At 67.8% G+C, this 23281-nt stretch carries 23 protein-coding genes; 5 read left to right on the top strand and 18 right to left on the bottom strand.

The window, feature by feature from the left end; genetic code table 11:
• Positions 1 to 4: 4 nt before the first annotated feature.
• Positions 5 to 634, bottom strand: coding sequence for an NAD(P)H-dependent oxidoreductase (locus tag ACE3SG_RS27035; protein WP_374569363.1), 630 nt, complete (start codon positions 632 to 634; stop codon positions 5 to 7).
• A gap of 165 nt (positions 635 to 799) precedes the next feature.
• Here ACE3SG_RS27035 and ACE3SG_RS27030 point away from each other — a divergent pair, with 165 nt between their 5' ends.
• From ACE3SG_RS27030 to ACE3SG_RS27015, 4 genes are all read left to right on the top strand, one after another.
• A complete protein-coding gene (locus ACE3SG_RS27030) occupies positions 800 to 1420 on the top strand; it encodes an AAA family ATPase (protein WP_374569362.1) in 621 nt (206 codons plus the stop codon).
• Positions 1417 to 1872 (top strand): MaoC family dehydratase, encoded by a 456-nt coding sequence (locus ACE3SG_RS27025; RefSeq protein WP_374569361.1) that lies wholly within the window; start codon positions 1417 to 1419, stop codon positions 1870 to 1872. The genes ACE3SG_RS27030 and ACE3SG_RS27025 overlap by 4 nt, the downstream gene beginning before the upstream one ends.
• Before the next feature lie 122 nt (positions 1873 to 1994).
• Positions 1995 to 2681 (top strand): response regulator, encoded by a 687-nt coding sequence (locus ACE3SG_RS27020; RefSeq protein ID WP_374569360.1) that lies wholly within the window; start codon positions 1995 to 1997, stop codon positions 2679 to 2681.
• Between the two features lie 200 nt (positions 2682 to 2881).
• A complete protein-coding gene (locus ACE3SG_RS27015) occupies positions 2882 to 3925 on the top strand; it encodes a hypothetical protein (RefSeq protein WP_374569359.1) in 1044 nt (347 codons plus the stop codon).
• Positions 3926 to 3942: 17 nt separating this feature from the next.
• Here the strand turns inward: ACE3SG_RS27015 and ACE3SG_RS27010 are convergent, their stop codons facing one another.
• The 16 genes from ACE3SG_RS27010 to ACE3SG_RS26935 form a co-directional block, all read right to left on the bottom strand.
• A complete protein-coding gene (locus tag ACE3SG_RS27010; protein ID WP_374569398.1) occupies positions 3943 to 4770 on the bottom strand; it encodes a ScpA family protein in 828 nt (275 codons plus the stop codon).
• Between the two features lie 29 nt (positions 4771 to 4799).
• The gene (locus ACE3SG_RS27005; RefSeq protein WP_374569358.1) at positions 4800 to 5003 is read right to left on the bottom strand and encodes a DUF3460 family protein; all 204 of its coding nucleotides are present in this window, start codon (positions 5001 to 5003) and stop codon (positions 4800 to 4802) included.
• Between the two features lie 98 nt (positions 5004 to 5101).
• A complete protein-coding gene (locus tag ACE3SG_RS27000; protein WP_374569357.1) occupies positions 5102 to 5614 on the bottom strand; it encodes an NADH-quinone oxidoreductase subunit B family protein in 513 nt (170 codons plus the stop codon).
• Between the two features lie 10 nt (positions 5615 to 5624).
• On the bottom strand, positions 5625 to 7100 hold the full coding sequence (locus ACE3SG_RS26995; RefSeq protein WP_374569356.1) for a Ni,Fe-hydrogenase III large subunit: 1476 nt from the start codon (positions 7098 to 7100) through the stop codon (positions 5625 to 5627).
• Positions 7101 to 7105: 5 nt separating this feature from the next.
• Positions 7106 to 8563, bottom strand: coding sequence for a hydrogenase 4 subunit F (locus ACE3SG_RS26990; RefSeq protein ID WP_374569355.1), 1458 nt, complete (start codon positions 8561 to 8563; stop codon positions 7106 to 7108).
• Between the two features lies 1 nt (position 8564).
• Positions 8565 to 9224, bottom strand: coding sequence for a formate hydrogenlyase (locus ACE3SG_RS26985; RefSeq protein ID WP_374569354.1), 660 nt, complete (start codon positions 9222 to 9224; stop codon positions 8565 to 8567).
• Position 9225: 1 nt separating this feature from the next.
• Entirely contained in the window at positions 9226 to 10173 is a 948-nt protein-coding gene (locus ACE3SG_RS26980; RefSeq protein ID WP_374569353.1) for a respiratory chain complex I subunit 1 family protein, read from the bottom strand.
• A 10-nt stretch (positions 10174 to 10183) separates the two neighbouring features.
• The gene (gene hyfB, locus ACE3SG_RS26975) at positions 10184 to 12205 is read right to left on the bottom strand and encodes a hydrogenase 4 subunit B (RefSeq protein WP_374569352.1); all 2022 of its coding nucleotides are present in this window, start codon (positions 12203 to 12205) and stop codon (positions 10184 to 10186) included.
• Positions 12206 to 12207: 2 nt separating this feature from the next.
• Entirely contained in the window at positions 12208 to 12462 is a 255-nt protein-coding gene (locus tag ACE3SG_RS26970) for a CopG family transcriptional regulator (protein ID WP_374569351.1), read from the bottom strand.
• A 160-nt stretch (positions 12463 to 12622) separates the two neighbouring features.
• Positions 12623 to 13381, bottom strand: coding sequence for a fused MFS/spermidine synthase (locus ACE3SG_RS26965; protein WP_374569350.1), 759 nt, complete (start codon positions 13379 to 13381; stop codon positions 12623 to 12625).
• Between the two features lie 50 nt (positions 13382 to 13431).
• The gene (locus tag ACE3SG_RS26960) at positions 13432 to 14181 is read right to left on the bottom strand and encodes a 4Fe-4S dicluster domain-containing protein (RefSeq protein ID WP_374569349.1); all 750 of its coding nucleotides are present in this window, start codon (positions 14179 to 14181) and stop codon (positions 13432 to 13434) included.
• Between the two features lie 8 nt (positions 14182 to 14189).
• Complete coding sequence (locus ACE3SG_RS26955) at positions 14190 to 15668, bottom strand: NADH-quinone oxidoreductase subunit C (protein WP_374569348.1); 1479 nt, start codon at positions 15666 to 15668, stop codon at positions 14190 to 14192.
• A complete protein-coding gene (locus ACE3SG_RS26950) occupies positions 15668 to 17101 on the bottom strand; it encodes a complex I subunit 5 family protein (protein ID WP_374569347.1) in 1434 nt (477 codons plus the stop codon). Before ACE3SG_RS26950 ends, ACE3SG_RS26955 begins: the two co-directional genes overlap by 1 nt.
• On the bottom strand, positions 17098 to 17730 hold the full coding sequence (locus ACE3SG_RS26945) for a hypothetical protein (protein ID WP_374569346.1): 633 nt from the start codon (positions 17728 to 17730) through the stop codon (positions 17098 to 17100). Before ACE3SG_RS26945 ends, ACE3SG_RS26950 begins: the two co-directional genes overlap by 4 nt.
• Positions 17727 to 18665 (bottom strand): respiratory chain complex I subunit 1 family protein, encoded by a 939-nt coding sequence (locus ACE3SG_RS26940; RefSeq protein WP_374569345.1) that lies wholly within the window; start codon positions 18663 to 18665, stop codon positions 17727 to 17729. The genes ACE3SG_RS26945 and ACE3SG_RS26940 overlap by 4 nt, the downstream gene beginning before the upstream one ends.
• Positions 18662 to 20677, bottom strand: coding sequence for a proton-conducting transporter membrane subunit (locus ACE3SG_RS26935; RefSeq protein WP_374569344.1), 2016 nt, complete (start codon positions 20675 to 20677; stop codon positions 18662 to 18664). The genes ACE3SG_RS26940 and ACE3SG_RS26935 overlap by 4 nt, the downstream gene beginning before the upstream one ends.
• Positions 20678 to 20792: 115 nt before the next feature.
• Between ACE3SG_RS26935 and ACE3SG_RS26930 the strand changes: the two genes are divergently transcribed.
• Complete coding sequence (locus ACE3SG_RS26930; RefSeq protein ID WP_374569343.1) at positions 20793 to 20993, top strand: ribbon-helix-helix protein, CopG family; 201 nt, start codon at positions 20793 to 20795, stop codon at positions 20991 to 20993.
• 175 nt (positions 20994 to 21168) lie between these two features.
• Here the strand turns inward: ACE3SG_RS26930 and metG are convergent, their stop codons facing one another.
• Positions 21169 to 23223 (bottom strand): methionine--tRNA ligase, encoded by a 2055-nt coding sequence (gene metG, locus ACE3SG_RS26925; RefSeq protein WP_374569342.1) that lies wholly within the window; start codon positions 23221 to 23223, stop codon positions 21169 to 21171.
• Positions 23224 to 23281 lie beyond the last annotated feature (58 nt).

The raw sequence follows: 23281 nt of genomic DNA, 5'->3' as shown, positions 1-23281 counted from the left end.
GCTTTCAGTCTTCTTCGGGGCGGTCGGTGGCGGGCACGAAGCAGGAGGTGTCGACCTCCAGCTCGGCCAGTTCGGGCCAGTTCGGGTAGCTGGCCAGGAGCTCGGCGTACATCGCTGCGTGGGCCCGCACGGTGTCGTCGTCGACGCGGTGTGCGGCATGCAGCACCAGCGGCGGCAGAAAGCGCATGCCGGCCAGCGCGGCGGTCTGCTCGGCCGGCGGCCAGAAGGCGTCGATGAAGTGGCGGTTGTGGCCGCTGGGGTGGTAGGCGTCTTCGGCGCCACCGGTGCTGACCACCAGCCACAGGTCTTTGCCGCGCAGCGCGTTGCCGCCCGGCCCATAGGCCCAGCCGAAGCCGAACACCTCGTCCAGCCACAGCTTCAGCAGCGCCGGCATGCCGTACCAATGGAAGGGAAACTGCCAGACCACCAGCTTGGCCTGTGCGAGCAGCGCGCGTTCGGCGTCGATGTCGATCAGGTAGTCGGGGTAGATGCGGTACAGGTCGCGCACCAGCGCGCGGCCGGGGGGCAGGGCATGGGCCGCCTGGAGCAGGGCACGGTTGACGCGCGAGTGGTCGAGCCGAGGGTGGGCCACCAGCACGACGATCTCGGGGGCGGCAGGGGCAGGTGCGGGCATGGATGGGCCGGGAGGGGGCGAGGAAGGCGGGGGCGAGAGGGCCGCCCGCGCCGCCGGGGTTCATCCGGGGCGGGGGCCCGTGGGCTGGCCGTTACCATACCTTCGAATCTGGAGCCTGGGTTGCGAAGCCCGGGTCGGCCTGGCCACAACAGGAGACGAGAGCGCATGCCGGTGATCGCGATCGCAAATCCCAAAGGGGGCGTGGGCAAGAGCACGCTGGCCACCAACCTGGCCGGCGCCCTGGCGCGCCAGGGCCACGCGGTGATGCTGGGTGACCTCGATCGCCAGCAGTCGTCGCGGCAGTGGCTGCAGCTGCGGCCGCCGGCGGCGCCGGCCATCGCCAGCTGGGAGATCCGCGAAGACACCGGCCAGGTGCGGCCGCCCAAGGGCACCACCCACGTCGTGGTCGACACGCCGGCCGGCCTGCACGACAAGAAGCTGAAGGCCTTGCTGAACCTGGCCGACCTGATGCTGGTGCCGCTGCAGCCCAGCCTGTTCGACATCCAGGCCACCCACGCCTTCCTGGCCGAGCTGCGCGGCCACCCGCGGGCGGCCAAGATCCGCATCGGCCTGGTCGGCATGCGGGTCAAGGACCACACCATTGCGCAAGAGCGGCTGCAGGAATACGTGGCCACGCTGCCGGCGCCGATGGTGGCCACGATCCGCGACACGCAGAACTACGTGCACCTGGCCGCCCACGGCCTGACGCTGTGGGACGTGGCGCCCAGCCGCGTCGAGCGCGACCTGGCACAGTGGGAGCCGCTGCTGACCTGGGTGGCCGCATGACGGCCCAGATCGAGCACCTGGCCGACCTGGCCGGCCGCGTGGGCGAGGTGCTGGGCGTCAGCGACTGGATCACCGTCGACCAGGCCCGTATCGACCGGTTTGCCGACGCGACCGGCGACCACCAGTGGATCCACGTCGACCCGGTGCGTGCGGCCGCCGGCCCCTTTGGTGGCACGGTGGCGCATGGTTTTCTCACGCTGTCGCTGCTGCCCTGGTTCTTCGACCACGGCTTCGTGGTGGCCGACACGCGCATGGGCCTGAACTACGGCCTGAACAAGGTGCGCTTTCCGGCGCCGGTGCCGGTGGACAGCCGGCTGCGCGCGCAGTTCAAGCTGCTGGCCTACGAGCCGATCGAGGGCGGGGCGCAGTTGCTGGTCGAGGCGACGATCGAGCGCGAAGGCGCCAGCAAACCAGTGTGCGTGGCAGAGTCATTGACCCGCCGCTTCGTTTGACAGCTACGATCCCAAACTGAGCGCCCGAGGTCTCGGCAAGCCGAGCCCGCCCCCGAGGGGATCAAAGAACTCGGGAACGGCCCTTCGTTTCTTTGAGAGACCCACAGAGCCACAAGCCCTTGATGAAAGTCCTGCTGGTCGATGACCACCCCCTGATCCTGTCCGCGCTGAAGGCCATGATCGAGAACCTGAGCCCCGGCGTGGTGGTCAACGCCGTGTCCAGCGCAAAAGAAGCCCGCTTCACGCTGCGTGTGCAGCAAGACCACGACCTGATGCTGCTCGACCTGCAGCTGGGCGACGCCAACGGCTTCGAGTTGCTGACCGAGGTGCGCCAGACCGACCCCGAGCTGTCGGTGGTGGTGCTGAGCTCGTCCGACCGCGCCAGCGACGTGATCCAGGCGATCGACCTTGGCGCGATGGGTTTCCTGCCCAAGCGCATGACCACCGAAGACCTGGCCGATGCGCTGCGCCTGGTGATGGCCGGCGGCATCTACGTGCCGACGATGACCGTCAACCCGGTGCGTGACGCCGACGAGCCCGAACCCACCTCGCCGCCCGGTGCCCCGGCCCCGGGCGAGAGCCTGCCGTCGTTCGAAGAACTCGGCATCACGCCGCGCCAGGCCGATGTGCTGACGCTGCTGCTGCAAGGCAAGTCCAACAAAGACATCGCCCGCCGCCTGGGCCTCTCGGTCGAGACCATCAAGGACCACGTGCAGGCGGTGCTGCGCGCACTGGGCGTCAGCTCACGCACGCAGGCGGTGCTGGCGGTGGGGCAGATGACGCAGAAGAGGCGCGGCGCGGGACGCTGAAGCGGTGAGTCTGGGAAATGGGACGGCGCTTCGCGGCCGGTCGATCTCATGTCCTGGACATGAGATCGGGCGCGGTGCAAGGAACATCACCTCAGCAACTGTGATGAGACCCGGCTGATTGCGTACCAAGACAATGATGCCGCTGAGGCCTCATGGCTTGGCAACCGGCAAGTTCTAAGAGATTCCAACGGGAGGGCACGATGAAGAGGCAACTGATTGTCATCATTTCGATCGGCATGAGTATGGGCGCTGTGGCGGCGCTTCCCAGCTACCGATGCGAGCGCCTGCGCGTCAAAGCTGATGATCTCGACGTGCGGCCCGCAGCCGTCAATTCCCGCGGTGAAATCGTTGGGACTGTGAGGCCTGACGCTCCTCCCGACGCTATTGCCTACCGCTGGGGAAAGAACCTGGGCGCTTCGCGCCTAACCCGCAGGAAGCGCGAGTCCTATGCCAGTGCCCTCAACGATGCAGGGCAGGTCGTCGGCACTGCCGTTCGGAAAGATGGCAGGGTTGGTGCGCTGACATGGGTCGATGGCGTCGAGCTGGAGTTGCAGGACCTCCCCGGACCGCACAGGAACTCCTACGCCTTTGGCGTCAACAACGCTGGCCAGATCGCGGGCAAAAGCCTTGCCGGCGGGAAGCGATGGCACGCGGTAGTGTGGGACCAGGGATCGATCGTCGAGCTCGTGGATCCGAACGACGAGCAAGACAGCGACGCCAGGCACATCAATGATGATGGACTGATTGTCGGCGTCCGGACAGTCGACGAGTTTCACTCGCACGCCACGAGTTGGGACCACGGCGTGATGACTGATCTTGGTGTGCTCGACGGCGGTGCGCGATCCGTGGCATCGGCCTCGAACAGCCACGGACTCATTGTCGGAATCAGCAACATCGCCGGCGGCGAACCTTGGCTGTACCGCGCGGTTGCGTGGCGCAGCGGCGTCATCACGGATTTGGGTCTACTGACGGGTGCGCAGGCAGGCTATGCCAGCGCCGTCAATGACACTGGAACGATTGTCGGTGCATCCGAGGCCTTTCCGGCGTCCAGGACGGCGGTGGTCTGGTTCGACGGGGCGCCAGGCCCTGTCGATCTCAATTCATTGCTGATCGAAGGCGGGTGCACGGCCGCGGATGGCTCGTCAGTGAAGCTCGAATGGGCAGCCGGCGTCAATCGACACGGCCAGATCGCGGCCTACGGAGTCGCGGAGAAGAGTATTGGCTTCCGCCTCACTCCGCAGTAGCGGCCGCGGTGGGTCGGCTACGCTGGTGTGTACGCCAACCTGACGTAAATCGGCGCAAACGCCTCTGCCTGCGTCAGCTCGAGCAGTCGTTCGCGCGCCAGCTCGAGCATCGCGATGAAGGTCACCACCATCACCGGGGCGCCGCGGGTCACGTCGAACAGGTCCTGGAATTCGACAAAGCGCTGGCCTTGCAGGCGGCGCAGCACGGTGCTCATGAACTCGCGCACCGACAACTGCTCGCGTGAGATCTTGTGGTGCTGGTGCAGCTTGGCGCGCTTGATGATGTCGGCCCAGGCGTCGCGCAACTCGTCCACCGACACGTCGGGAAAGCGCGTCACCAGCGATTGCTCGACCGTGACCTGGGCGCGCAGGAAATCGCGGCCCAGCTGCGGCAGGGCGTCCAGCCGCGCGGCGGCGAGTTTCATCTGCTCGTATTCGAGCAGGCGGCGCACCAGCTCGGCCCGCGGGTCTTCGGGCTCGGCGCCGTCGTCGGTCTTCTTCGGCGGCAGCAACATGCGCGACTTGATCTCGATCAGCATCGCGGCCATCAAGAGGTAGTCGCTGGCCAGTTCGAGGTTGTGCTTGCGGATCTGGTCCACGTAGCGCAGGTACTGGCGCGTGACATCCGCCATCGGGATGTCGAGGATGTTGAAGTTCTGCTTGCGGATCAGGTACAGCAGCAGGTCCAACGGGCCCTGGAAGGCTTCGAGAAAGACCTCGAGCGCGTCGGGCGGGATGTACAGGTCGGTCGGCAGCGCGAACAGCGGCTCACCGTACAGGCGCGCGACGGCGATGCCGTCCACCACCTGCGGCGAGTCCACCTCGGGCGCCGACGGCGGCGGCAAATCCGCTTCCGGCGCGACGGCCGTGCCGGTCACTTGGGCTGGGTCTGGTAGACGTAAGGCTGCTGGGCGACGCGGGCGGCCTGGAATTCAGCCTGGGCCTCGCGGTCTTGCGAGCGGTCCCACAGCAGGGCGCGGCCGGCGCGCTGCTCGGCCTCGAGCGTCGGCCGCTTGGCCTTCAGTTCGTCGATGAACTGGGTGACTTCGGACTTGTAGGGTTTCCAGAACAGCGGCATGGGGGGCCTTCGGGGCGAAATCGCGTACGGATGAAGCGGCGCATTTTAGCGGGTCGGGCTTCCGGGGCGGCTCCGACAGGGCTGGCCCGTGAGCGGCGTCAAGGCTGCCGCTTCACTGCCGTGAGAATCCCGCGCAGGATCTCGATCGGCGCGGGCGGGCAGCCCGGAATGGTCGCATCGACCGGGATCACGTTGCCGACCTTGCCGCAACTGGCGTGACTCTCGCCGAAGATGCCGCCATCGCAGCCGCAATCGCCCACCGCCACCACCAGTTTCGGCTCCGGCATCGCCTCGTGGGCGCGGCGCAAGGCTTCTTCCATGTGGCGGGACACGGGCCCGGTGACCAGCAGCATGTCGGCGTGGCGCGGGCTGGCCGCGAACCGGATGCCCAGGCCTTCGATGTTGTAGTAAGGGTTGTTGAGTGCGTGGATCTCCAACTCGCAGCCGTTGCAGGAGCCGGCATCGACCTGGCGGATGGTCAGTGCCTGGCCCAGGATGGCCAGCAGGTCTTGGTGGATGCGCGAGGCCTCGGCCAACACGGCGTCGTCGACGGGCGGCGGTGCTTCGGTCACGATGCCGACGCGGGTGATCTGGTGCAGGATCTGCCACATGGCGGGGCCCTTATAGGTCGTGTCCGGAGTAGCTGAGGTTGAACGACTTGTTGATGAGCGGAAAGTCGGGAACGATGTTGCCGATCACCGCGTGTTCGAGCACCGGCCAGTTCTGCCACGAGGGGTCGTGACAGTGGCAGCGGCGGATCGTGTCGCCGACCAGTTCGAGCGCGACGAAGACCTCGCCACGCCAGCCTTCGACCCAACCGGCGCCGATCGCGTCACCTTGGCTTGGCTGCAATGCGGCCCGCACCGGCCCGGCGGGTAGGCCCCGGCACAGCGCGCGCAACAGCCGCAGAGATTCCAGCACCTCGTCGAAGCGCACGGTGACCCGCGCCGCGACATCGCCATTGCGGTGGGTGGCCATGCGCACGTCGAGGTGATCGTAGGGCGGCAGCGAGGGGTTGCAACGCAGGTCCCAGGCCTGGCCGCTGGCGCGGCCGGCCAGGCCGGTGAGGCCCAACTGCGCGGCCAACTGCGGTGTCACCCGGCCGGTGGTGATGAAGCGGTCCTGCAGACCGGCATGTTCGTCGTAGATGCTGTGCAGGCGGCGCAACTCGGGCTCGAGCACATCACACTGTGCGGTCAGGCGCCGCAGCGCCTCGGCGTCGACATCGACCGCGACGCCGCCGGGCACGATGCGGTCCATCGTCAGCCGGTGGCCGAACAGCGCCATGGACAGCCGCAGCCAGTCTTCCCGCAGGCGAGAGAACTGGGCGAGGCCGACACCGAATGCGGCATCGTTGCCCAGCGCGCCCAGATCGCCCAGGTGATTGGCCACACGTTCTCGCTCCAGCAGCACGGCGCGCAGCCACTGTGCCCGTTCGGGGATGTGGCATCCGGTGGCGGCTTCCAGCGCCATGCAATAGGCCCAGGCGAAGGCGACCGTCGAATCACCCGACACGCGGCCCGCGAGGCGATGGGCTTGCAGCGGCGGCAGTTCGGTGAAGCGGTGGTCGATGCCCTTGTGCACATAGCCCAGGCGCTGCTCCAGCCGCAGCACCTTTTCGCCGACGACCGAGAAGCGGAAGTGGCCGGGCTCGATGATGCCGGCGTGAACCGGGCCGACCGCGATCTCATGCACCCCTTCGCCCTCGACACGCACGAACGGGTACCGCGCGGGCTCGGCCTGGCCCTGCCACAGGCCGTGGTCGAGCCAGGGCCGGGTGTCGGCGGCACCGTCGGCAACCAGGCCGTGCAGATCGTGGGCGACGCGCTGCATGCGTGCCGCGGCGGGGAACAGACCGGCCAGGTCGGGGTAACCCTCGCCGGCGGCCAGCGGCAACTCGATCCACGCCAGCCCACCTTCGATCGAAAAGGCGTACGCCGCGCAGGCCACCGCGCCGTCTGGGCGCAGGCTGCCCCACAGCGACACCAGGCGGCCGCCGCCGGCCAGCACGTCCTGCGCCACCGTGAGCCAGCCTTCGCGGTCGACCACACCATGGCGGATCGGCACGGGCGTCGACAAGGGCACGAGCATCGACATCGCGCTCAGCCTCCCCCCAGCATGGCGGCCGCTTGGCGGTACCAGGCGTCCAGATAGGGCGGCACATACAGCCCCAGCATCAGGCCCAGCCCCAGGTGCACGAACACCGGGACCAGCGCCGGCGGGTGGGCCAGTGGCTTGAGCGTGGTGTCGCCGAACACCATCGGCTGCACGCGGCTGAACACCGACGCGAAGGCCAGGCCCAAGGCGATCAGCAGGAACGGGGTGGCCCAGGCGTGCTCGCGCATCGCCGTGGTGACGATCAGGAACTCGCTGGCGAAGACGCCGAACGGTGGCATGCCCAGGATGGCCAGGGCGCCGAGCATCAGACCCCAGCCCACCGTGGGGCTGACGCGGATCAGGCCGCGGATGTCGTCCATGACCTGGGTACCAGCTTTCTGGGTGGCATGGCCGACGGCGAAGAAGATGCCCGACTTGATCAACGAGTGCACCGTCATGTGCAGCAAGCCGGCGAAGTTGGCGATCGGCCCGCCCATGCCGAAGGCGAAAGTCATCATCCCCATGTGTTCGATGGACGAGTAGGCGAACATGCGCTTCACGTCCTTCTGGCGGATGATGAAGAGCACCGCCGCCACCACCGACAACAGGCCGAAGGTCATCATCAACCGGCCGGTCAGTGGGTAGTGCAACGCGCCGTCGGTCAACACCTTGCAGCGCAGCACCGCGTACAGCGCGACGTTCAGCAGCAGGCCGGAGAGCACCGCCGACACCGGCGTCGGGCCCTCGGCGTGCGCGTCGGGCAACCAGTTGTGCACCGGCACCAGGCCGACCTTGGTGCCGTAGCCGATGAACAGGAAGGCGAAGGCCAGCGTGATGATGTTCGGGTCGAGCCGACCCTTGACGGCGTCCAGGTTGGTCCACAGCAAGGCACCGCCCTCCGGCCCGATGACCTTCTCGGCGGCCATGTAAAGCAACACCGTGCCGAACAGCGCCTGCGCGATGCCGACGCCGCAGAGGATGAAGTACTTCCAGGCCGCTTCGAGGCTGGCCGCCGTGCGGTAGACGCTGACCAGCAGCACGGTGGTCAGCGTGGCCGCCTCCATCGCCACCCAGACGATGCCGAGGTTGTTGGTGGTCAGCGCCAGCAGCATCGTGAAGCTGAACAGCTGGTACATGCTGTGGTACAGGCGCAGCCGCGGCGGCGTCATCTTGCCGTGGTCGCGCTCGACCCGCATGTAGGGCCGCGAGAAGATCGACGTCGTCAACCCGACGAAGGCCGTCAGGGCAACGAGAAAAACATTCAGCGCGTCGATGTAGAACTCGGCAGCCCAGACCAGCATCGGCCCGTGGTCGATCACCTGTGCGGTCAGCAGGCAGGCGGAGATGAAGGTGCCCAGGCTGAAGGCCACGTTGATGTCGCGCGCGTTGTCGCGGTGGCCGACGAGCCCGAGCACCACCCCACCCAGGAGCGGGATGCCGAGCAGGAAGGCGAGTGCGATCACGTCAGTCTTCCTTCAACTTTTCGAGGTGGCTGATGTCCAGGCTGTCGAACTGCTCGCGAATCTGGAACATGAAGACGCCCAGGATCAGCACGCCGATCAGCACGTCCAGCGCGATGCCCAGCTCGACCACCATCGGCATGCCGTAGGTGGCCGAAGTGGCGGCAAAGAACAGGCCGTTCTCCATCGCCAGGAAGCCGATCACCTGCGGCACGGCCTTGGCGCGGGTGATCATCATCAGGAACGACAGCAGCACGCAGGCCAGCGCGATGCCCAAGGTGCCGCTGGCCAGCGTCGACGACAGGCGCGAGATGGGGATGGCCAGGTTGAACGAGAAGATCACCACCAGGATGCCGATCAGCATCGTCGTCGGGATGTTGATCAGGGTCTCGATGTCCCAACGGACGTTCAGACGGTCGATCACGCGGTGCAGCAGCCACGGGATCACCAACACCTTCAGCACGAAAGTGACGCCGGCCGACACGTACAGGTGCGGCTGGTGGGTCACATAGCCGACGACGCTGGTGGCCAGCACCAGCGTCGCGCCCTGCATCGTGAACAGGTGGATCAGCGACACGATGCGCCGCTGCGAGATCATCGCGAAGGCGAGGATCAGCAGCAGCGCGCCGAGCAGGTTCACGAACTGGGTCAGCAGCGCGGTCATCTCATCGCGCCAGCAACAGGTGAACCAGCATCCCGATCACCGCCAGCAAGAAGGCCGTGGCCAGGAACTCGGGCACGCGGAAGATGCGCATCTTGGCCGACAGTGCCTCCAGCACGGACAGCAGAACACCACCGATGGCCAGCTTGAGCACCAGCACCGGCAGCGCCAGCAGCATGGCCAGTGGCGCCTGCGCCTCGGCTACGCCCCAGGGGAAGAACAGCGCCAGCCCGATGCACGAATAGGCGAACAGCTTGAGGCTCGCTGCCCATTCGAGCAGTGCGAGGTGCCGCCCCGAGTACTCGAGGATCAGCGCCTCGTGGATCATCGTGAGTTCGAGGTGCGTGGTGGGGTTGTCCACCGGAACGCGCGCGTTTTCTGCCAGCGACACCATCGTGAACGCCACGCCGGCGAAGGCGAGGCCGGGATAGATCGCCAGTTCGCGGTGGGCCAGCGTCTCGACGATGGTGGTGAGCGAGGTCGACTTCGAGATCAACGAGGCCGAGAACAGCACCATCAGCAAGGCCGGCTCGGCCAGAAAACCGATCAGCATCTCGCGCCGCGCACCGAGCGTGCCGAAGGCGGTGCCCACGTCCATCGCCGCCAGCGAAATGAAGACCCGTGCCAGTGCGAACAGCCCGACCAGCGCGATCGCATCGGCGGCGGTCGCCAGCGGCAAGTCCGTCGACAGCGTGGGCACGATGGCGCAGGCCAGCAGCATGCAGCCGAAGACGACATAGGGTGCTGTGCGGAACAGGGGGGAGGCGTTTTCGGCCAGCACCGATTCCTTGTTGAACAGCTTGTGCAGCAGGCGGTAGGGCTGCCACAGGCTGGGGGCGGACTTGTTCTGCAGCCAGGCACGCCATTGGTTGATCCAGCCCGTCAGCAACGGCGCCAGCGCGATCGCCAGCACGATCTCCAGCCATTGGGAAACAAAGCCGGTGAGGGTCATCGCGGCCCCGCTACATCACCACCAGCAGCGTCGCTGCCAGCGTGACGAAGCTGTACAGAAGGTACACCGAGATGCGCCCCTGCTGCATCACGCTGATCCAGCGCGCCAGGGTCTGGGCCAGGTCGGCGATAGGCCGGTACATCCAGCGCCAGAAGTGGTCTTCCACCGTCACGCGGTAGTGCGGCTGCAGGTCGAAGGGCGACGGCAACTCGCGCTGCATCTGGAAGAAGGGCTCGAAGATCTGCCGGATCGGCTGGCCAAAGCCCTCGGCCGAATCCTGCATGCGTGCCGTGCCCCAGGTATAGCCGCAAGCCCATGGGCGGCTGCGCCGCAGGCGCCCGTGGTAGAGCACCCGGACCAGCACGAAGGCCAGCGCGAAACTCGCCAGGATGCCGAGCAGGAAGATCACCGGCCCGTAGCTCGCCTGCTCCAGGCTGTTGGGCGCCAGCAGCCAGCCGCTGGCCGAGACGCGTGCGGCAATGCCTGCACCGACCAACTGCTGGGTCACCGGGTCCAGCAGGCCGATGAAGCTCACCGGCAGCAGCCCGAGCGCGACGCAGCCGGCGGCCAGCCACAGCATGCCGGCGCGTTCCCAGCCGCCGGCATCATGGGCGGTGGCCAGCTTTTCTTCGCGCGGCAGGCCGAGAAAGATGATGCCGAAGAACTTGACCATCGTGTAGCCGGCCAGCGCGGCCTCCAGGGCGATCAGCGCGGCCACCACCGGGATCAGCATCGTCAGCAGCGGCACCGGCAGGCCTGGTGTGAACAAGAAGCTCTGCAGCAGCAGCCATTCGGACACGAAGCCGCCCAGCGGTGGCAGGCCGGCGCTGGCCAGCACGCCCAGCAGCGTGAGCCAGCCGACCCACGGCATCGTGCGGATCAGGCCGCCGAGTTTGCCGAGGCTGCGCTCGGCGGTGGCGTGCAGCACGCTGCCCGTGCCCAGGAACAGCAGGCTCTTGAACAGCGCGTGGCTGCTGACGTGGTAGAGCGTCGCGGTCAGCGCCAGCGCGGCCATCGGCTTCATGCCGTAGCCGCAGAAGATCAGCGCCAGCCCGATGCCGACGAACAGCAGCCCCATGTTCTCGATCGACGAATAGGCCAGCAGTCGCTTCATGTCGGTCTGCGCCGCAGCGAACACCACGCCGAACAAGGCGGTGGCCAGGCCGACGGCCAGCAGCAGCGCACCCCACCACCACAGTGGCGAACTCAGCAAGTCGAAGGCCACGCGCAACATGCCGTAGATGGCGGTGTTGAGCATCACACCGCTCATCAATGCCGACACCGGCGACGGCGCGGCCGGGTGGGCCTCCGGCAGCCACACATGCAGGGGCACGATGCCGGCCTTGGCGCCGAAGCCGAACACCGCCAGCATGAAACCGATCGACGCCCACAGCGGCGACAGGGACTGCGCGCGCATGTTGGCAAAGGTGTAGTTGCCGGTGTTGGCCTGCAGCACACCGAAACACAGCAGGATGGCGATGGCCCCGACCCGCGCCATCGTGATGTAGAGGTAGCCCGCGCCGCGCACTTCGGCGATGCGGTGATTGGCCGTGACCAGGAAGTACGACACCAAGGCCATGGTCTCCCACATCACCATGAACGCGTAAGCATCGTCCGCCAGGACCACGCCGACCATGCTGATCAGGAAGACGTGGTACTCAAGGCACAGCAGGCCCGGCGGCGTGCCCTCGCCCTTGCGGAAGTAGCCTGCCGCAAAGGCCGAGATGCCGGCCGAGGCGGCACCGATCACCATCAGAAAGTAGGCGGCCAGGCTGTCCAGCCTCAGGTGGAACGGCAGTGTCGGCAGGCCGATGGGCAGTACCGCCACCTCGGGCGTGCCCAGCAGCGCGCCAATCGATAGCCCGAACAGGCCCAACCCGACCAGCCCGCCGAGCGGAAACAGGACATGCGCCACGAAGGCCAACCGGTGCAGGGCGAGCACCCCCAGGGCGGCGATCACCAACCACCCCAGCGCGATCACCAGCATCCAGTCGATGTGGAGCCACTGGCTGGGCGGCGGCAGGCCGGTCATGGTCAGCGGTTGCGCCGTGTCTTGGCGGGGCTGGCGGACTGGGGTGGGCCGCGCCTGGGCGGTGGATCGGCGGGCGAGGTGTCCTCGCTGCCCTGGCCGCTCGGGGTGTAGCTCACGCCGTGTTGCTCCAGGAAGTCGCGGATCAGCTGCCGCACCACCTGCGAGGCCGTGAGATCAAGCTGCGAGCACAAACGCTCGAAGGCCGCCTTCTTGCTCGGATCGATGAGCAGCGTCAACCGCGCGGTCTTGAGCTCCATGGATCCTCGATATGGCAATGAGATGTTGATCGTCGACACATGCTAACCGAGCAGCTTGCGCAGAAGAAGGGGGTGTCGCGGTGATCGGATGCTGCGTCGTCCATGGCCATCGCCGGTCCCTCGGTGAGGGGGGGCTGGCCGACCGCCATGTGCCTGAGCGTCAGGCCGGTTGACCGGCCTTCCACTGTTGTTTGATCATCGCGAATGCATCGGCCAGTTGGTCGCAGGCCGCCGGATCGAGCGACGTTGGACGCGCCGCCTTGCTCGCCCGCGCCTGGTCCAGTGCGTGCCCCTTGCACGCGAACACGATGCTGTTGCTCAGGTCACCGTCGTCCACCACCAGCACCGCGTCGTCGAAGCTGCGGCGAATGCGCTCCACGTAGGCGTCACGCATGCGGTGGCCGTAGTGCAGGTTCACGACCAGGATGCCGTCGGGCTGCAGCATCTCGTGGCAGTCGTCGTAGAAACGTTGCGAGCACAGGCGCGAGGGCTGGCCGTCGGTGTCGAAGCCGTCCACCATCAGCACGTCGGGCCGGGTCACGCGGTGGCGCACGAACTGAGCCCCATCGGTTCGAATCACCCGGAAACGCTCGTCATCCGCCGGCACGTGGAACTCGTCGCGCAGCGCGATGACATGAGGGTTGATCTCGGCGACCTGGATCGACGCCTTCGGCAGGTGGTGGTGGCAGAACTTGGCCAGCGAGCCGCCCCCCAGCCCGATCATCACGATCTGCCGGGGTGCTGGGTGGAACAGCAGAAAGCCCATCATCGTTCGCGTGTATTCCAGGTCCAGGGCATACGGGTCCCTGAGCTTCATGCGGCTCTGGATCGCGCTGATCGAAAAATGCAGCGCCTTGGAGGTCAAGGTCTCGTAGACGAAAGGCTTGACGTAGTCGGCGGGGTCGAAAGTCTCGGGCATGGCGGCGGGGGCACGTGGGAATGAAAGGCGGGGTGAGCCGGGCCTGCGGGTCAGCTGGGGATGCCCAGCAAGTCCAGGATGCCGCTGATGAAGGTCAGCGGGTGGGGCGGGCAGCCCGGCACATACAGAGAGGGCCGATAGCGTTCGAGGAGGCCCCGGTCGATCTCCGGTGAGCCTTCGAACGGGCTGCCGGAGATCGCGCAAGCGCCGACAGCGATGACCAGCTTCGGGTCGGGCATGCCGTCCCAGCACAGCTGCAGCGCGTCGGCCATGTGGCGGGTGATCGGGCCGGTCAGCACCAGGCCATCGGCGTGGCGAGGCGAGGCGACGATGTCGATGCCGTAGCGACCGATGTCGAAGTTGACGTTGGTCAGCGCATTGACCTCGAGCTCGCAACCATTGCAGCCACCGGCCGAGACCGAGCGCAGCTTGAGCGAGCGGCCGAAGCGCTGCCGCAACGCCGCCGAGACCTGGACCGGGTCCAGCACAGGCCGTGCGGCGCTGACGACGAGCCCGGCGCGCTCGGTGCTGGCGAGCTTGAAGTCGGCGCTGAATGAAAGCTTGCGGCTCGGGCAAACCGGCTCGCAGTCGCCGCACATCACGCAGCGGCCGAGGTCGATGCGCACCGGGTCCAGGGTGATGGCCTGCGTCGGGCACACGGCGACGCAGGCCTCGCAACCGGCCTCGCAAGGCCTGTCGGCGACGACCGGCTTGCCACGAAAACCGGCCGGGTCGGCCCGGCGCGGGTCGGGGATGGTCTGGTGGCCTTGCGAGGCGCGAACGACGATGGCTTTGAACACGTGCTTTCCTACAGGTCGTTCCCGCAATAGGACAGATCGAAACTCTTGTTGCAGATCGGGAAATCCGAGATCTCGTTGTCGCGAGTGGCCAGCGCGAGACCGAACCAGTTGAGCAGCGACGGGTCTTGCAGCTTGTAGTGCAGCAGGCGGCCGTGGGCGTCGGTTTCGAGGGCCTGAAGCACCGGGCCCCGAAAGCCTTCGCGCACCGTGACGCACAGCGTGTCAGGCTCGAGGGGGCCGAGCGGCACCAGCGTGTCAGCGCACAAGGCGGCGGCTGGTGATTCCAACGCCTGCTGCAGCCAGCGCACGGATTCGTCGATCTCGCGCATGCGCAGCCGCAGGCGGGCCCAGCAATCGCCGGTGTCTTCGGTCAGCAGTGCCACGGGTTGCTCGGTGTAGAGCCGGCCGGGCAGATCGTGGCGGCTGTCGGTCGCCACGCCGCTGGCGCGCGCGGTCAGCCCCACCAGGCCCAGTTCGCGCGCCGCCAGGGGGGTGAGGATGCCTGTGCCCTGCAGGCGCGAACGCACGCTGCGTGCGCCGAGCATGAGGGCGTTGACCTCGGCAAAGTCCTTGGCGAACGCGCTCAGCATGCCGAGCAGGGCGCGCCGATGAGCGTCGCCCAGGCCGTGGCGCACGCCGCCCGGGCGCAGCCAGCCGCGGCCGAAGCGGCTGCCGCAGACCCGCATGGTGGCGTTGATGATTGCCGTGCGCAGCCGGCCGTAGCTGGCCCCGCCTTGCAGGAAGGCGATGTCGGTGGCCATCCCGGTCAGCGCCGCCAGGTGCATCGCGATGCGCTCCAGCTCCAGGGCGACGCCGCGCACCAGCTCCACCTCGGGCGCAACAGGCACTCCGGCCAAGGCCTCGACCGCGGCGCAGTAGCCCCAGGCGTAGGCGACGCTGCTGTCGCCGGCGATCGTCTCGACCAGGCTGGTCAACGCCAGCGGCGGCCGGGTCAGCAGCAAGGCCTCGACGCCGCGGTGCTGGTAGCCGAGCTGGATTTCGAGGTGCTGCACCCGCTCGCCGTGGCACATGAAGCGGAAGTGCCCAGGCTCGATCACGCTCGCATGGATGGGGCCGACGCCGACCTCGTGGGTCTCCTGCCCGCGTACCGTGAAGAACGGGTAGTCGGCCATGCGTGGCGCACCGGGGCCTTCGAAGCGCACCGGCTTGAGCCACGGGTGCCCCTCGGGCACCAGCCCGGTCTGCTCCCACAGCTCACGCTCGGGCATCTGCGCCGCCGGGTGCCGCGCGGTGATCGACGGGTAGCCCGCCCCGCGCGGCGCACGTGAGCGCAGCAGGCTCAGGCCGGCGCCGGCCGATTGCAGCACGGTGGTGACGACGATCTCGTCGCCGTCCGGGCGACCGAAGAGCGCGACCAGGCGGCCACCGGCATCGAGCGCCTGGGTACACGCTTCGGCCCAGCCCGCCAGCGGCAGCGTTGCCAGCTCACGCGCCGGCGCCAACACGGTGGATTCGAACGGCCCCATCATGGCCCTCCGATCGATCGGGCCACCTCGACCAGCAGCGCGCTGATCGGTGCCGGCGTGTACACGCCCAGCAGCACCAGCGCGAGCACGAAGCCCAGCTTGGGCAGCGCGGTGACCCAGGTCTCGCGCACCGGCGGCCGGTGCTGTTCGGGCGTGCCCCACAGCATCGGGAACACCGAGCGGCCGGTGGCCACGAAGATGATCGTCAGCATCGTGCACATCAGCGTGAAGGCGATCAGGTTGCCGGCCTGCACGATGCCCGACAGGATCAGCATCTCGGCCATGAAACTGCCGAACGGCGGGAAGCCGAGCAGCGCGAAGGTGCCGACCGCGAACAGCGCCCCCGAGAACGGCAGCACGCGGACGACCCCGGCCAGCGCACCGGTCTCATTGGTGCGGTAGACCGCACGCAAGCGGCCGGCGGTGAGAAACAGCAAGGCCTTGACGAAGGCCGCGCTCACCACGTAGAGCAGCACGCCGTAGGCGGCTGCCTTGCCCACCGACAACCCGATGGCGATGACGCCGGACGAACTGACGCAGGCATAGGCGATCAGGCGCTTGTAGTTGCGCGCCGCCATCACCTGCACCGCGGCAACGGTGAGCGACAGGCAGCCCATGATCAGCAGTTCGTGCAGCACGAAGCCGATGTCGTGGCCGCGGAAGGCTTGCAGCACGCGCAGAACGGCCACGATGCTGACGTTGAACTGCACGGCGGCCAGCAGCGCGCTGGTGCTGGTGGGGGCGGCCTCGTAGGTGGCGGGCAACCAGCTGTACAGCGGGGCCAGGCCGAGCTTGCTGCCCAGGCCGAACAACATCAGGGCCAGACCCAGGCGCTGCCAGCCGTCGGTCGTTGGGGGCAAGGTCCGGGCCATCTCGCTGAACTCGAAATCGATCACCCCGCCTTGCAGCTGCGCCGCCCGCGTCAGGCACAGGATGCCGAGGAAGGTCAACGCGAGCGACACGCTGGAGTACAAGAGGTATTGCCAGGCCACGCGGCGCGGCTGCAGCGCGTCGCCTTGGGCGACCAGCGGCGCGGCGCAGACGGTGGTCAGCTCGATCAGCGCCCACTGCAGCAGCAGGTGGTTGGCCAGCACCCCCAGGTTCATCGCCAGCATGAAAGCCAGCGTCAGGCCGGCGCGCGGCAGCAAATGGTGCGCCAGTACGCGTGAGCTGGCGACGCGCGAAGACATGTAGACGCTGATGCCGAGGAACACGCCGTTGATGACCAGCAGGAACAGCATCGAGGTGGCGTCGAGCACGAAGTAGCGCTGGGCGAAATACAGCGGCATCTCGGCCGGTGGCATGCGCGTGAACACCGTGGCCGACGCCACGAGCGCAGCCAACGCCACCGTCACCAGGGCCGGGCCGGCCCACAAGCCGCGTGCAGATTGACCGCTGTCGACATCGGGCATGGTGGCCAGCGAGGTGCTCATCGGGTCTCCTGCGCCACGCTGGACGTGACGGTGGCCTCACCGCCGACCGCTGCCGCCGCCGATGGCGGCACGGCGATCAACCAGCCACCGACGCCGACCGTCAGCAGGTAGATCGCACTCAGCGCGAAGTGCACCGGCAGTGGCCACGGCGTGGGCAGCAGCAGCTCGAACAGGGCCAGCGCGTTTTCCATGAACAGCACCGCGACCAGTTGCGCCGGTGGCGAATCGTTGGCCGCCAGCAGCAGCAGCGCGACGGCGACGGTGGCGGCCACAGCCCCCAGTACCAGGGCATGGCGCTCACCCATGGCCGGCGCGCCGAACTCGAAGGCCAGCACGATCAGCGCGATGGCGATGGCCCAGGCGAACAGGTTAGACGGCATCAGGTCGAGGTTCGGCTCGGCGCGGCGGGCGATCGCGCGCCGCAGCCACAGCGGTGCGGCGATGGCGCGCAGGGCCAATACTTCCACCAGCGCCGCCAGGGTGTGGCCGGACAGCTCGCCTCGAAGCGCAGCGCCCGCGGCGCCCAGCGCGGCGGCCTGCAGCATCAGCCAAAGGGGGGCGCTGCGGACCTTGCCGAAAAAGATCGGGACCACCGCGGCGGCCAGGAAGAGCACCAGTGCCGCCGTCATGGCGCCACCGCCCATCTACCTGCCGCGGCGAGCCCCAGTGCCGCGAGGGCCGAGCCCAGCATCAGGTAACGCGGCACGTGGCGCATGCGCAGCCGCGCGACCAGCGACTCGACGCAGCCTACCGCCACCGCCACCAGGGCCATGATCACCAGCGCGGCGGCCACCGCAGGCAGCGGATCGACCTGCGGATCGAACGGATTGAGCAGTGCCGAGATCAGGCCCGCGTAGATCGTCAGCTTGATGGCGGCGCCATACTGCATCGCCGCCAGCTCGGGGCCGCTGTGGTCGAGCACCATGACCTCGTGCACCATCGTCAGCTCCAGGTGCGTCAGCGGGTCGTCCACCGGCACCCGGGCGGCCTCGGCCTGCAGCAGGATGAACAGCACCACCACCGCCGGCGCGGCGAGCCAGGCAAACGCCGCCGACTCATGCCAGCGGCCGATCAGCCCGGCCAGGCTCGTCTGCCCGGTGCCGACGATGGCGCTGCCGATCAGCAGGAACAAAGCAGGCTCGATGAAGGCCGTGAACGAGGCCTCGCGCGCCGTGCCCATGCCCTCGAACGAACTGCCCACGTCCATCGCCGAGAGCATCAGGAACAGCCGCGCCAGGCCCAGCGTGTAGGCGAAGACGACAAAATCGTGTGAAAACTGCAGCGGTGCCAACGGCCCCAGGACGGGGGCCATCTGCGCCGCCAGCAGCGACGCCGCCAACACCACCCAGGCCCCGGCCCGGAACAGCGGGGTGGCCACCGTGCTGACCACCGGCCGCTTGCGCAGCAGGCGCAGCAGGTCCCAGGCTGACTGCATCAGACGCGGCCCTTGGCGGCCACCCCACCACGCCTTGGTCCGATTGATCAGCCCGACCAGCAGGATCGGCATCACGAGCACGATCACCATATGGGCCACGACGAGGGCGGCGAACAGACTGGCTTTCACCGCAGCGGCCCCCCGGCCAGCACGATCAGCGCGGCGATGAGGACCAGTGCGGCCAGTCCGGCGGCGAAGGCCAGGCGCGGATCGTCCTCGCGCAGGCGCTGCGACAGATCGCTGGCCGATTCGTCGCCGTGCTTGATCACCGAGAACACGCGCCGCTCGACGGCGTCGACGCAGTCGGTGACCAGGTAGCCGTCCTGCGGGAAGTAGCCCTCGGGCGCCTTCTGGCGGCGCAGCAGCACCATCAGGCCACGAAAGCGCTGGCTGAAGTCCCACGAGAAGCCGGAGCCGGTGGTCTGCATGCGGGTGTTCGGTGCCGTGTAGCCGCAGCCCCAGGTGACGTGGTGCGAGACGGCGGGCGTGCCGGCGGCGCGCGACAGCCGGGAGCGCAACCACCACAGTGCCAGGGCGGCCGCGGCGAGTGCGCCGGAGATCGCGCCGATGCGCGACAAGGTGTGCCCGAGGGCCTCGAGCGCGCGTGCATCGGCGCCGGGCACGCCCGCCAGCGCCAGCCGTACCGCGGCGTCCACCAGCGTCAGCCCGAGCACCGGGGCAACACCGAGCGCGACGACGCCGGCGGCGTGCAGCCCCATCGGCGCGAGCATCCAGCCGCTCACTTCTTGCGGCCGTTCGATCTCGGCATCGCGCGGTGTGCCGAGAAACACCACGCCGAAGGCACGCGTGATGCTGAGCGCCGACACCGCGCCGACGAAGGCCAAGCCGGCGCCGGTGGCGGCCAGCGCGACCTTGGCCCAGGGTTCGATCGGCGCGCTGTTGAACAGGCCCGTGTAGATCGTGAACTCGCTGGTGAAGCCGTTCAGTGGGGGCAGTGCCGAGATCGCGACGCCACCGACCAGGAAGGCGATGGCCGTGGCCGGCATCAGCCGGGCGAGGCCGCCGAGCTTCTCGACGTCAACCGTGTGGGTGGCTTGGTAGACGGCGCCGGCAGCGTAGAAGAGCTGGCACTTGAAGAACGCGTGGTTCAGCACGTGCATCAGACCACCGGCGAAGCCCAGCGCCACCAGCGGCGCGTTGCCCCAGGCCAGCCCGAGGCAGCCGACACCGAAGCCGAGCCCGGCGATGCCGACGTTCTCGGTCGACGAGTAGCCGAGCAGGCGCTTGAGGTCACGCTGCGCGACGGTGTAGAGCGCACCGACCAGCGCCGACAGCAGCGAGAAGCCGATCAGGAACCAGCCCATCCACTCGTCCGGCCGGCCGATCAACAGGATGAAGCGCAGCAGCGCGTACAGGCCGGCCTTGTGGATCACCCCCGACATCAGGGCCGAGACATGGGCTGGCGCTGCGGCATGGGCGCGCGGCAGCCACGAGTGGAAAGGGAAGAAGGCCGACTTGAGCGCGAAGCTGGTCAGCAGCAGCAGGAACACGAGGTTGCGCTCCGTGCCCGGGTTGGCCTGCAGCCAGCGGCCGAAGCTGCCCAGCTCCCACGACGCCGAGTGGGTGTACAGGATCATGAACGCGGCGACGAGGAAGATCAGGCCGATGTGCGTCGAAACGAGGTAGTTGAAGCCGGCGAAGCGCACCTTCTGGTTCGGGTAGTCCCAGATCACCAGCAGCCAGGCGGCCAGGGCGGCGATCTCCCAACCCAGCAGGAACACCAGCGCGTGGTCGCCGGTGTAGACCAGCACGAACGACAGTGCGGTCATGTTCAGCAGCGCGTAGTGCACGCCGACATGGCGTTCGGTGTCGAAGCAGCGCCGCAGGTAGCCGATGGCGTAGACGCTGCCCAGCAGCGTCATGGGCAGCGACCAGACCAGAAAGAACGCGCCCAGGGCATCGAGCCGCATCTTTAGCGTGCCCACCGGGTGCGCCCAGGCCAGTTCACCCTCCAGCGGCGCGCCGCCCCACAGCACCGGCACGGCGGCTGACCACACCAGCAGCGTGGCCAGTGCCTGGCTGGCCAGCCCGAGGGCGGCGCGCCAGCGGTTGGGCATCGGCAACAGGCAAGCCACCGCTCCGACCAGCAGCACCACCTGGGCGGCCAGGAGCGTGTTCATCGGCAGGGCCCGGCCCAGGCGGCCGATGCGATCGGGCTCGGTACTGTCATGGGGATGCCATACGGTTAGGTTTGTATGATACTCACATGTTAATAGAACTGACATACCAATCGCAATGGAACTGAAGACCGCACGCCTGACCGTGCTGATCGATCCGGCCAAGAAGAAAGCCTTGGAGGGTTTGTGCGCACGCCAGGACGTGACGCCGTCACAGGTCGTGCGGCGCTTGATTCGTGAACACCTGGCTCAGCACGGGGTCACGTTTGTGCCCAGTGGTGTCGAGGACGAGGCGGAGGGGGCGACCGCCAAGCCTTGACCAACGCGCTGCGAGCCGCCTCATGAGGCGGCGGCGTTGAAAACGGGCGCGCGCCAACCTCGCCCGCGTCTGGGGATGACGCGGGCGAGGTTGGCGGGGGAGATGGTCGGCGGTGACTCGGCGGGTGGGCGCAGGCGAGCGCCTCGGCTCGCCGCGGCCTACCTGCCCGGGCGCATCAGCGCACCCGCATGCCCGGCTGGGCGCCGGGGAAGGGCTCGAGCACAAAGACGCCGGGGTTGGCCTTCTCGTCGGCGTGGCTGGCGGCCAGCACCATGCCCTCGGACACGCCGAACTTCATCTTGCGCGGCGCCAGGTTGGCCACCATCACGGTCAGCTTGCCGATCAGGTCTGCGGGCTGGTAGGCGCTCTTGATGCCGGAGAAGACGTTGCGCAGCTTCCCCTCGCCCACATCGAGCGTCAGGCGCAGCAGCTTGTCCGAGCCTTCGACATGCTCGGCATTGACGATCTTGGCGATCCGCAGGTCGACCGCGGCGAAGGTGTCGATCTTGATCTCTTCGGCGATCGCCTCGCCGCCGGGCAACGCCGGTGCGGCCTCGGCGGCCGGCGGGGCCTCGAACAGCGCTTCGAGTTTCTTCTCGTCGACGCGCTGCAGCAGGTGCTGGTAGGTGCCGATCGTGTGGGCGCCCAGCGGGCGGGCCGCATCGGTGAACACCATCGGCTCGACGCGCAAGAAGGCCTCGACGCTCGCGGCCAGTGCCGGCAGCACCGGCTTCAGGTAGATCGTCAGCAGTCGGAAGGCCTCGATGCAGGTGCTGCACACGTCGTGCAGCGCCGCGGCGTTGTCGGCGCTCTTCGCCAGCTCCCACGGCTTGTGGGCGTCGACGTATTCGTTGACCTTGTCGGCCAGCGCCATGATCTCGCGCAGCGCCTTGCCGTATTCGCGCTCTTCGTACAGCTGCTCGACGGCGCCGCGGTGGGCGCGCAGCGTTTCGAGCAGGCTGGAGCCCTCGACCCCCAGGTCGCCCGACAGCGTGCCGCCGAAACGCTTGGCCAGAAAGCCGGCGGCCCGGCTGGCGATGTTGATGTACTTGCCGACCAGGTCGGAGTTGACACGGGCCGAGAAGTCATCGGGGTTGAAGTCGATGTCTTCGACGCGGGCGTTCAGCTTGGCGGCGATGTAGTAACGCAGCCATTCGGGGTGCAGCCCCAGCTCGAGGTACTTCAGCGGCGAGATGCCGGTGCCGCGGCTCTTGCTCATCTTCTCGCCGCCGTTGACGGTGATGAAGCCGTGCACGAACACGTGGTCGGGCACCTTGCGGCCCGAGAAATGCAGCATCGCCGGCCAGAACAGCGTGTGGAAGGTGGTGATGTCCTTGCCGATGAAGTGCACCTGCTCCAGCGCGGGGTCGGCCAGCAGCGTGTCCAGGCTCAGGCCTTTCTTGCTGCAATAGTTGGACAACGAGGCGAGGTAGCCGATCGGCGCGTCGAGCCAGACGTAAAAGTACTTGCCCGGCGCGTCGGGGATCTCGATGCCGAAGTACGGGGCGTCACGCGAGATGTCCCAGTCGCCGAGGCCGGTCTTGCCGTTCTCGTCGGTGGCAAACCACTCCTTGATCTTGTTCAGCACCTCGGGCTGCAGCCGGCCCGGCTCGTTCATCCAGCCCTGCAGGAACTCGACGCAGCGCGGGTCGGACAGGCGGAAGAAGTAGTGCTCGCTGCTCTTGATGACCGGCGTCGCGCCCGAGAGGGCCGAGTACGGGTTCTTCAACTCGATCGGCGTGTAGACCGCGCCGCAGACCTCGCAGTTGTCGCCGTACTGGTCTTTGGCGCCGCACTTCGGGCATTCGCCCTTGATGAAGCGGTCGGGCAGGAACATGCCCTTCTCGGGGTCGTAGAACTGCTCGATCGTCTTCACGTCGATCAGCTCGTTCTTGCGCAGCGCGAGGTAGACCTCTTTCGCCAGCGTGTGGTTCTCGGGCGCGTCGGTCGAGTGCCAGTTGTCGAAGGCGATGTGAAAGCCGTCGAGGTACTTCGCGCGGCCCGCGGCCACCTCGGCCACATAGGCCTGCGGCGTCTTGCTGGCCTTCTCGGCGGCGATCATGATCGGCGCGCCGTGGGTGTCGTCGGCGCAGACGAAATGCACCTCGGCGCCGCGCATGCGCTGGAACCGCACCCAGATGTCCGCCTGGATGTACTCCATCATGTGCCCGATGTGGAACGGCGCGTTGGCGTAGGGCAGGGCGGTGGTGACGAAGAGCTTGCGGGTCATGGTGCGGTGAACCAGCGGCGCGGGTGGGGTCGGCGCGAAAAGGTAAACCTCAATTCTA

Source organism: Ideonella sp. (assembly GCF_041914305.1).
In the GTDB taxonomy this organism is placed as follows: Bacteria; Pseudomonadota; Gammaproteobacteria; order Burkholderiales; family Burkholderiaceae_C; genus Ideonella.
The sequence above is the reverse complement of the archived record's forward strand: the minus strand, read 5'-3'. Positions and strand labels throughout refer to the sequence as shown.

Coding starts and splice junctions, on each gene's coding strand:
- ACE3SG_RS26980 (WP_374569353.1), bottom strand. CDS start 10,173: ATGACCCTCACCGGCTTTGTTTCCCAATGGCTGGAGATCGTGCTGGCG.
- ACE3SG_RS27030 (WP_374569362.1), top strand. CDS start 800: ATGCCGGTGATCGCGATCGCAAATCCCAAAGGGGGCGTGGGCAAGAGC.
- ACE3SG_RS27005 (WP_374569358.1), bottom strand. CDS start 5,003: ATGCCGCTGTTCTGGAAACCCTACAAGTCCGAAGTCACCCAGTTCATC.
- ACE3SG_RS27015 (WP_374569359.1), top strand. CDS start 2,882: ATGAAGAGGCAACTGATTGTCATCATTTCGATCGGCATGAGTATGGGC.
- ACE3SG_RS26965 (WP_374569350.1), bottom strand. CDS start 13,381: ATGCCCGAGACTTTCGACCCCGCCGACTACGTCAAGCCTTTCGTCTAC.
- ACE3SG_RS27025 (WP_374569361.1), top strand. CDS start 1,417: ATGACGGCCCAGATCGAGCACCTGGCCGACCTGGCCGGCCGCGTGGGC.
- ACE3SG_RS26970 (WP_374569351.1), bottom strand. CDS start 12,462: ATGGAGCTCAAGACCGCGCGGTTGACGCTGCTCATCGATCCGAGCAAG.
- ACE3SG_RS27000 (WP_374569357.1), bottom strand. CDS start 5,614: ATGTGGCAGATCCTGCACCAGATCACCCGCGTCGGCATCGTGACCGAA.
- ACE3SG_RS27020 (WP_374569360.1), top strand. CDS start 1,995: ATGAAAGTCCTGCTGGTCGATGACCACCCCCTGATCCTGTCCGCGCTG.
- ACE3SG_RS26935 (WP_374569344.1), bottom strand. CDS start 20,677: ATGAACACGCTCCTGGCCGCCCAGGTGGTGCTGCTGGTCGGAGCGGTG.
- ACE3SG_RS26995 (WP_374569356.1), bottom strand. CDS start 7,100: ATGTCGATGCTCGTGCCCTTGTCGACGCCCGTGCCGATCCGCCATGGT.
- ACE3SG_RS26945 (WP_374569346.1), bottom strand. CDS start 17,730: ATGACGGCGGCACTGGTGCTCTTCCTGGCCGCCGCGGTGGTCCCGATC.
- ACE3SG_RS26950 (WP_374569347.1), bottom strand. CDS start 17,101: ATGAGCACCTCGCTGGCCACCATGCCCGATGTCGACAGCGGTCAATCT.
- hyfB (WP_374569352.1), bottom strand. CDS start 12,205: ATGACCGGCCTGCCGCCGCCCAGCCAGTGGCTCCACATCGACTGGATG.
- ACE3SG_RS26955 (WP_374569348.1), bottom strand. CDS start 15,668: ATGGGGCCGTTCGAATCCACCGTGTTGGCGCCGGCGCGTGAGCTGGCA.
- metG (WP_374569342.1), bottom strand. CDS start 23,223: ATGACCCGCAAGCTCTTCGTCACCACCGCCCTGCCCTACGCCAACGCG.
- ACE3SG_RS27035 (WP_374569363.1), bottom strand. CDS start 634: ATGCCCGCACCTGCCCCTGCCGCCCCCGAGATCGTCGTGCTGGTGGCC.
- ACE3SG_RS26930 (WP_374569343.1), top strand. CDS start 20,793: ATGGAACTGAAGACCGCACGCCTGACCGTGCTGATCGATCCGGCCAAG.
- ACE3SG_RS26985 (WP_374569354.1), bottom strand. CDS start 9,224: ATGACCGCGCTGCTGACCCAGTTCGTGAACCTGCTCGGCGCGCTGCTG.